Annotated in this window: 9 protein-coding genes; 8 read left to right on the top strand and 1 reads right to left on the bottom strand. The window is 36.6% G+C overall.

The window, feature by feature from the left end:
• The first annotated feature begins 895 nt into the window (after positions 1-895).
• The 8 genes from AB674_RS19065 to AB674_RS19030 all read left to right on the top strand — a co-directional run bounded on the left by AB674_RS19065 (position 896) and on the right by AB674_RS19030 (position 7,079).
• Positions 896-1,846 (top strand): polysaccharide deacetylase family protein, encoded by a 951-nt coding sequence (locus tag AB674_RS19065; protein WP_053004338.1) that lies wholly within the window; start codon positions 896-898, stop codon positions 1,844-1,846.
• Positions 1,847-1,856: 10 nt separating this feature from the next.
• The gene (locus tag AB674_RS19060) at positions 1,857-2,228 is read left to right on the top strand and encodes a glyoxalase (protein ID WP_047778872.1); all 372 of its coding nucleotides are present in this window, start codon (positions 1,857-1,859) and stop codon (positions 2,226-2,228) included.
• A gap of 43 nt (positions 2,229-2,271) precedes the next feature.
• Complete coding sequence (locus AB674_RS19055) at positions 2,272-3,285, top strand: zinc-binding alcohol dehydrogenase family protein (protein WP_047778871.1); 1,014 nt, start codon at positions 2,272-2,274, stop codon at positions 3,283-3,285.
• A gap of 152 nt (positions 3,286-3,437) precedes the next feature.
• Positions 3,438-3,737, top strand: coding sequence for a cupin domain-containing protein (locus tag AB674_RS19050; RefSeq protein ID WP_131701562.1), 300 nt, complete (start codon positions 3,438-3,440; stop codon positions 3,735-3,737).
• Complete coding sequence (locus tag AB674_RS19045) at positions 3,721-4,068, top strand: hypothetical protein (RefSeq protein ID WP_047778869.1); 348 nt, start codon at positions 3,721-3,723, stop codon at positions 4,066-4,068. Before AB674_RS19050 ends, AB674_RS19045 begins: the two co-directional genes overlap by 17 nt.
• A gap of 28 nt (positions 4,069-4,096) precedes the next feature.
• Complete coding sequence (locus tag AB674_RS19040; protein WP_165579399.1) at positions 4,097-5,200, top strand: alkene reductase; 1,104 nt, start codon at positions 4,097-4,099, stop codon at positions 5,198-5,200.
• Between the two features lie 65 nt (positions 5,201-5,265).
• Positions 5,266-5,565 (top strand): putative quinol monooxygenase, encoded by a 300-nt coding sequence (locus tag AB674_RS19035; RefSeq protein ID WP_047778868.1) that lies wholly within the window; start codon positions 5,266-5,268, stop codon positions 5,563-5,565.
• A gap of 524 nt (positions 5,566-6,089) precedes the next feature.
• Entirely contained in the window at positions 6,090-7,079 is a 990-nt protein-coding gene (locus tag AB674_RS19030; RefSeq protein WP_047778867.1) for a beta-ketoacyl-ACP synthase III, read from the top strand.
• A 114-nt stretch (positions 7,080-7,193) separates the two neighbouring features.
• Here AB674_RS19030 and AB674_RS19025 read toward each other — a convergent pair whose 3' ends face one another.
• Positions 7,194-8,387 carry a lipase/acyltransferase domain-containing protein gene (locus AB674_RS19025; protein ID WP_047778866.1) on the bottom strand — a complete coding sequence of 398 codons (1,194 nt, stop codon included), beginning with the start codon at positions 8,385-8,387 and terminating at the stop codon, positions 7,194-7,196.
• Between the last annotated feature and the right edge of the window lie 96 nt (positions 8,388-8,483).

Below are 8,483 nucleotides of genomic sequence, written 5' to 3'. Positions count from 1 at the left end.
CTGAAACTCGAAAAGGGTAAAACATACGGTGTAGTTTGTCATTTCGAAGAATGAGAAATCACACAAGAAACTCCGTACAGTTTGTCATCCTGAGGACGAGAAATCAGACAAGAAACTCCACAATTTTGTCATCCTGAGGAGGCGTAATCAAGCAAGAAACCCCATACAGTTTGCCATCCTGAGGAACGAAGGATCTACGTTTGCTGAATCCATATCGTTGAGCTTCACATTACGGAATTACTCGTGAAGATCCTTCGTTCCTCAGGATGACAAAATTACGGAAGATAGAAACGGATCAGCGTGTGTGATTTCTCATTCTTCGAAATGACAGAATTGTGATGACCCCAAAAACAGTAAGTAATAGTCCGAAACTTGAAACCTGAATACTGAAACTCGAAAAGGGTAAAACATACGGTGTAGTTTGTCATTTCGAAGAATGAGAAATCACACAAGAAACTCCGCACAGTTGAACGAAGGATCTACGTTTGCTGAATCCATACTGCTGAACTTCACTTTACGGAATTACTTGTGAAGATACTTCGTTCCTCAGTATGACAAAATTGCGGAAGATAGAAACGGATCAGCTTGTGTGATTTCTCATTCTTCGAAATGACAGAATTGTGATGATCCCAAAAACAGTAAGTAATATCCTGAAACCAATAAGCAGTAATCTGAAACCAGTAAGCAGCAACCTGAAACCTGAAACTTGAAACCTGAAACTCAAAACTCAAAACCAGTACGTAAATCGATAACATTACTTTCTAAAAGGATTCAAAAAGCCTTAAAGAAAACCACTTCACATTAGAATTGATTTTTACAAAACAACAATAGATTTATACCTTAATACCACCAAGAGACTTTGTAATTTTGATCTATTAATTAAAACAAATTAAAAATGAAAAAATATACAGCAATAGTTAGCTTGTTGATACTAATGATGTTATTGGTATCTTGTAAGGGGGCTAAGGATTCAACAGCGTTATCAAAAAGTCATTGGCCTAATGGTGCTCAGTTGGTGGTATCAGTATCTATGCAGTTTGAAACCGGAGGACAACCAGAAGGCGCAGAAAGTCCATTTTCGGGAAATCCGCTACCCAAAGGACAACCTGATTTAGCAGCAGACAGCTGGTTTCGTTATGGAGCGAAAGAAGGGGTGTATCGCATGCTTGATTTATGGAAAAAATACGATATTAAGGTCACCTCACATATAGTTGGACAAGCTGCCGTAAAATATCCGGAGGTAGCAAAAGCAATTGCTGATCAGGGTCATGAAATAGCAGCACACGGTATGACGTGGGACAATCAATGGAATAAGAACTACGAAGAGGAATTAAAGTTTGTAAAAGACGGAATTGATACCGTTGAAGCCATTACAGGAAAAAGAGGAGTGGGGTACAACAGTAACTGGTTAAGAAGAGGTCCTAATACATTAAAAGTACTTCAGGAGTTGGGTTTTTTATACCATATTGATGATTTGAGCCGTGATGAACCTTTTATCACAATGGTGAACGGGAAAAAATTTGTAGTGATTCCGTATACGCTTCGTAACAATGATATCGTAAATATTGAAGGCAAACATTGGAGTCCGGATCAATTTTTAAATCAGTTAAAATTAGAGTTTGATCAACTTTATAAAGAAGGCGCAACAAAACGAAGAATGATGTCGATTAGTTTTCATGATCGCATAGGAGGATCACCAGCAGTTGTGAATGCAATGGAGCAATTTATAAAGTATACCAGAACTAAAACAGGTGTTGTTTACATGCGTAAGGATGCTATTGCCAGATTGGTACAAAATGATCCGAATACTCCCATTGATAATTCGGAGGAAAAATACAACAATTAATTAGCGTAGTATGCAACTCGACCATGTAACGATAAGAACGGGTGATTTGGAAACCACTAAATTATTTTTAATTGGTGTTTTTGATCTTGTTGAAAAAGAGCGCCCGAAAATGATACAACACATACCCGGATTTTGGTTGTTTGATGGAAATGATCCCATTATACATGTGATAAAAAGTTTTGGAAATCATTTGGATCATGCATCAGAAACAATTGATCATGTTGGTTTTAAATTAGAAAACTATACAGCATTTAAGAAAAAACTAGAAAGACTAAAAATTCCTTATTCCTTAATGGATATTGAGGAGCTAAACGAGAGACGCATTTTTTTCAGAACACCGACGGGAGTTCCCTTAGAAGGAGTCTTTAACGAATCGGTTTAGTAAAGTATTTTATTTATAACATTAATTTTAAAGTAGTAAAAATATGAAAGCAATAGGATTTAGAACGTCTTTCCCGGTAGATCATGAGGAAAGTTTTATTGAATTTGAAAGTCAAATACCGGAAGCGAAGGGAACGGATCTTTTGGTTAAAATACAGGCAATCTCGGTAAATCCGGTGGATTTTAAGATTCGACAAAGTGCAGCAAAAGATACTGTTTTGGCGGATCCTAAAGTGATTGGCTGGGATGCCGTTGGTATTGTAGAAGCCATAGGAGAAAAGGTTTCGCTTTTTAAAGTGGGAGATACTGTTTTTTATGCAGGAGATATTACGCGATCAGGTTCTAATGCGGAATATCAGTTGGTAGATGAAAACATTGTTGGATTTGCTCCAAAAACAACCACTATTTCGCAGGCTGCCGCAATGCCGCTAACATCTCTTACTGCCTGGGAAATTCTTTTTGATCGCATTCGGATTAATCCCGAAAAAGATAAAGGCAAAAGTGTTTTAATCATTGGCGGTGCCGGTGGTGTCGGGTCTGTTGCGATTCAGCTGGCCAAAAAAATAGCTGGCCTTAAAGTAATTGCAACTGCTTCACGACCGGAGACTATTAATTGGTGCAAGAAAATGGGGGCTGATGTAGTGGTTAATCATTTTGATTTAGTGAAAGAGGTACGTGAGGCGGGTTTTGAGAATGTCGATTTTATTCTGGATTTTGTTGATACAAATAAGTATTGGGATGTAATGGCTGAACTTATAAAACCGCAAGGGCACATTGCTTCTATTACGGGATCGAGTGAACCGGTTGCGCTAAATAAGCTGAAAAACAAGAGTGTGAGTTTTAGTTGGGAATTGATGTATACGAGATCCATGTTTCAAACTGCGGATAAGATTGAGCAACATCATATTCTGAATCGTATTGCTGATTTATTAGACGAAGGTGTAGTACAATCTACATTAATTACGACGTTAAAAGGATTAACGACCGAGAATTTAAAGGAGGCTCACAAGTTGCTCGAAAGCGGAAAAACGATTGGGAAAATTGTTATTGAATATTAAAAGAAACCAATATTGAAGTATTTGTAAACCTAATTTTTTTGAAGAATATGATAGCTACATTAATTAATCCGCCGGAGAATTGGAGTTTTTGAACAGCAGAGAAAATTTCGGAACTGGAAAATACTACAGACAATTTTAAGGTTGGTGAACAGTTGGTTTTAGAAAATAATGAATTTAAGATTTGGACCATACATTTAGCCGCAGGAGAAAGCATGCCATTTCATACGCATTCTAAACGCTATTTCTGGACGGCATTGTCAGCAGGCAAATCAATTTCGTATTACAATGACGGTTCTGTTCTGGAAACACAATATGAAGTAAATGACGTAAAGTATTTTTCGGATTTGAGTGATGCTAATTTTTTCACCCATAATTTGGAGAATACCGGAAGCACAGAATTAATTTTTATGACTGTTGAATTTTTAAAGGAATTAGATGTTGAAAATATTTAGAATAACAAGTGGACTCGCTCTGATTTGTTCACTACTACTGTGTTTGGTGTTTGTAATTGACCTTATTTTAGGGCGTTATGAATTTAGATTTGCGGTTATCAGTTTGGTTTTTATAGGGATATCGATGCTGCTAGTTTGGTTTTGGAGTATTCTTAGACGAAAAATCACAATCGTTTATACGCTAAACAGAGATCTGAATATTGGTTTAGCGTACTGGACTTCCATTTTCGGATGTTTGATTTTAGTAGCGATTGGTTATTGTATAATTGGTTTGATCTGTTGTTATGGGCTTATAGACAGACTGCTTGGAGGGACAGCCCTTTTAGGATAAAATAAATAGAAATTTTAAAAAATATTAAATGAAAGAAATGAAACTATTCCAAACGTATAAAGGAGATAAAATTCAGACTAAAAATCGTTTTCTCATGGCTCCCATGACCCGTTCAAGAACGACGCAACCCGGCGATATTCCCAATGCATTAATGGCCGAATATTATAAACAACGAAGCTCGGCAGGATTAATTATTACCGAGGCTACACAGATTTCATTACAAGGAAAGGGATATGCCAAAACACCCGGTATTTATACTAAGGAGCAAATCGATGGCTGGAAACTAACGACCGATGCCGTGCATGAAAAAGGAGGCACAATATTTTTGCAGTTGTGGCATGTTGGGCGAGTATCGAGTTCAAAAGTAAACGGTTTACAACCGATCGGACCATCAGGAGTAATTGCTAAAGACACCAATGTCTATATTTTTGACGGAGCTCCAAATGGGGATGCCACTTTTGTTCCTGTTGAAGAACCAAAAGAGATGTCTCAGAACGATATTGATCGTGTTATAGAAGAATTTGTACAGGGTGCAAAAAATGCTGTTTTGGCCGGATTTGACGGTGTTGAAATACACGGTGCAAACGGTTATTTGATCGATCAGTTTTTAAGAAGCAACAGCAACAAAAGAACGGATGCTTATGGAGGATCACAAGAAAACAGAATCCGTATTTTATTGGAAATAACTGCAGCGATAGTAGCAGCAATAGGTAAGGAAAAAACCGGTGTGAGACTTTCTCCTTTTATTAGTTTTAAAGATATGAATGATCCGGAAATATTAGAAACCATTATGCTGGCTGCTAAAGAATTAAACAAATTAGACATTGCCTACATACATCTTTGTGAAGCAGATTGGGATGATGCACCAGTTATACCTAATGATTTTAGAAAGGCGTTAAGAGCCAATTTTAAAAACACCATAATCGCAACGGGAAACAAAAGTCCTGAAGAGGGAGAGGTTTTACTAATTGAAGATTTGGTAGATTTAATCGGATTTGGTCGAAAGTTTCTGACGAATCCCGATTATCCACAACGCGTATTAACAAACGCTCCTCTTAATGTGATTTCTGACAATCATACTTTGTTTGGAGGAGGGGGCGCAAGGGGATACACAGATTATCCGTTTTTATGAGTTATCGATAAAACTTGTGGCTTTAGTTACAGTGTTAAAATAATTAATGAATAAATAAAAAGAGTATGGAAAATACATTTAAAGCGATCGCTTTTTTGAAAGCGAAATCGGGTAAAAATCAATTGTTGAAAGAAGCTTTACTGGCTTTGATCGAACCTACCAGAAATGAAGAAGGATGTCTGGAGTATGTACTTTATGAAGATCACAAGAGTTCGGGGGCATTTTATATGAATGAAGAATTTAAAAATGCAGAAGCATTTGAGGCACATATCCAAACGGATCATTTTCAAAACTTTGCAAAAAGGACCGACGAGTTGTTAAGTGATCCGGTAAATGTTGTTCGTATTAGTCAGGTTTCGAACTAATAGTAGCCTTTAATTTAAGCTAAAAACAGGGATTTTTAGTTGACTTAGTGGGTGTGTTTTGGGAATTTTAATTTTGTGTTAGTTCCCTTACGATTGAAACCAACTAAATTTTATTTTTTTTTAACGGTATAAGTCTTATGAAATATTAGTTATTTTAAAGGAGGTACACTTTTTTTATGTTTTTTGATGAATGCCAGCAATAGTAAGTGAATTAGGCTGAATGTCTTACATTCGGCCTATTTCTTTTTAGAGGATTACGTCATGGAAATGATGGCTAAACCAACTTTTTTTGGTAAATTTGGACGCGTTGCTCTCCCGGTGGCTTTGCAAAATGCATTTGGCTTTTTTGGATAAATAACTAGTTTTTGAAAAGATTAGTTATTTTATTTTTTTAAGGCAATATTGAAATTAAGTTTTTGTCCTATCTGAAATGGATGTATGAATTCTGAAAATCGCAAGAAAAACGGTAGGAGCAATTTTATATTTGTAGATTTCTACAACAAAAAATTCAATAATCGTTAGCAATGACAAGAAATAATTTAGCAGCTATTACGGCTGTAGGTGGCTATGTTCCTAGCACTGTACTGGATAATTATCAACTTGAAAAAATGGTCGATACTTCAAACGACTGGATTTTATCAAGAACAGGAATACAAGAGAGACGTATACTGACTGATCCCGAAAAAGCGACTTCAGACATGGCTGCAGAGGCCATAAAAGACCTTTTAGAAAATTCTGATACTAATCCCGAAGAAATCGATTGTTTGGTACTGGCAACAGCAACACCGGATCAATTACTGGCTCCTACAGCACCTGTAGTATGTCAGAAAGCAGGACTTACAAATGCTTGGGGATTTGACCTTAACGGAGCGTGTAGTGGTTTCTTGTATGCTTTATCAACTGCTGCGGCATTAATAGAATCAGGGAGACATAAAAAAGTAATCGTTGTGGGTGTAGATACCATGAGCAGGATTATCGATTATACAGACCGCAATACCTGTGTATTGTTTGGAGATGGTGCAGGTGCCGTATTATTGGAAGCCTCTGAAAACAATGGATTAAAGGATTTTGTATTAAAAACCAATGGAGCGGGCAGCGAATTTCTGTCGGTTTCAGGAGGAGGTTCTCTTAAACCTTTTCACGATGGTACATTAGAAAATCGGGAACAATTCGTAAAACAGGACGGAAGAACTGTATTTAAGAATGCTATTGAAAGTATGACCAATACGTGCAATGAAATCCTGGAACGCAATCTTTTGGACGTGACAGATGTGGATTGGGTGATCCCGCATCAGGCCAATATTCGTATTATAAATGCTGTAGCGAGTAATTTAAATGTACCAATGGAAAAAGTAAAGGTAAATATTGAGCGTTATGGTAACACTACAGCGGCTACAATACCTTTATGCTTATGGGATTTTAAAAATGATTTCAAAACAGGAGATCGATTATTGCTTACCGCATTTGGAGCCGGATTTACATTTGGAAGCTGCTACCTGAGTTGGGGAAAATAAAAAGTAAAACACTATAACCATTTCTTTTGTTTAATAAAGTCTGGTTAGTATTATAAAAGTAAAAACGTTGTATTGGATCAAATCCGATACAACGTTTTTTTATGTTCTTAAAGTTTAGACTTTTCTAACACTGTGATTGGGCACTTCCCACCAATTTTTTATCCCACCGGGTATTATATCTTCGGTATTCAGAAAGCGTTCTATGATGTTTTGTACACGGCTGTCTTTCAGAAACAAGCCATGAAAATCTAAATTATTACTGATTTCATCAAAAAAGTTTTCTTTTTTCACAGCCAGTGTAGTAATGTCTTTTGCATATATAGACGAGCTCTTAAAAGGTACGGTGCCGTCTCCGGAATCAATTCCTTTTTTTAGTGAGTCTAAATCCACCAGGTTTTTGGTAGTGAACTTCTTTTTGTCAACCAATAATTGCGTATAGGTATTGTCTTTTTCTCCTACTACAATCACCATTTTATCTTTTACGGCTTGTGGCAATTCTGATAAGTTTTTAGAGCCGGTGGGTCCATGAAACTCTTTTAATAGCGCCAATCGTGCATCGAAAAGTTCTTCAATGTCATCATAAATATTGTTTTGCCAGTATTTTTTTTCGAAAAGATTTAAGGGTTGTTTATCGTCTTTATAGATCATGGCATTTGCGTAGACAGGGAGCAATTCGTAAACTCCGGGATAGGTGCGAATTACTTTTCGCATGTCTTCATTTCTGCCTATGGCCCAGTTGAGGATGCTGCGTAATCCACCATCACCTTTTACCATATGCACCATAGCATAAGGGGAACCTAAAAATGGCGGAGCATTCATTACGATTTTGTCAATACCGGAATAGTCATCTTTTAAAAGATTCAAATAACAGGTTAAGACCAATCCTCCCATGCTGTGCGTGACAAATCGGAATCCTTCAATGTTTTGGCCTTTTAGTTTATTGCGAAGGTATTCTACATATAATTTGAGCCTTTTGGCACTTTCCATATTCGACATTCGCCAATCGTAACCAAACAAATAGATGGGCGTATCTTTATAAAGCGGATTGTCATTAAGCTTAGCTTTCAATTTAAGTATACTGTTCTCATAAGGAAACCGCGCAATATGATTGCGTTCGACAATAGATTCAATACTCTGATCGTAAAGCGGATTCAATTGCAGGTATTCTTTAATATAAGGTCCTGTAATTGCCGTACCGATAGAAGTACTTAAAGTGTCATAAGCATTCCAGATATAATTGAAATCAAAAGTATTGCTGTTGACTAAACTGGTGGCTTGAATACCGGGGATAAAAATAATTGGTTTCATGATTACTTACGATTTAATTGATACAAGTTTTCTGATTCTTTGCTAATAGATTTTGAACACGATAAAAAGAGATAAGTGTTTTACAAAAGTAAGTGA

The sequence above is a fragment of the Flavobacterium sp. ABG genome, assembly GCF_001027725.1.
GTDB classification, from domain to species: domain Bacteria; phylum Bacteroidota; class Bacteroidia; order Flavobacteriales; family Flavobacteriaceae; genus Flavobacterium; species Flavobacterium cupriresistens.
This window is presented reverse-complemented; position numbering and strand designations above follow the sequence as displayed.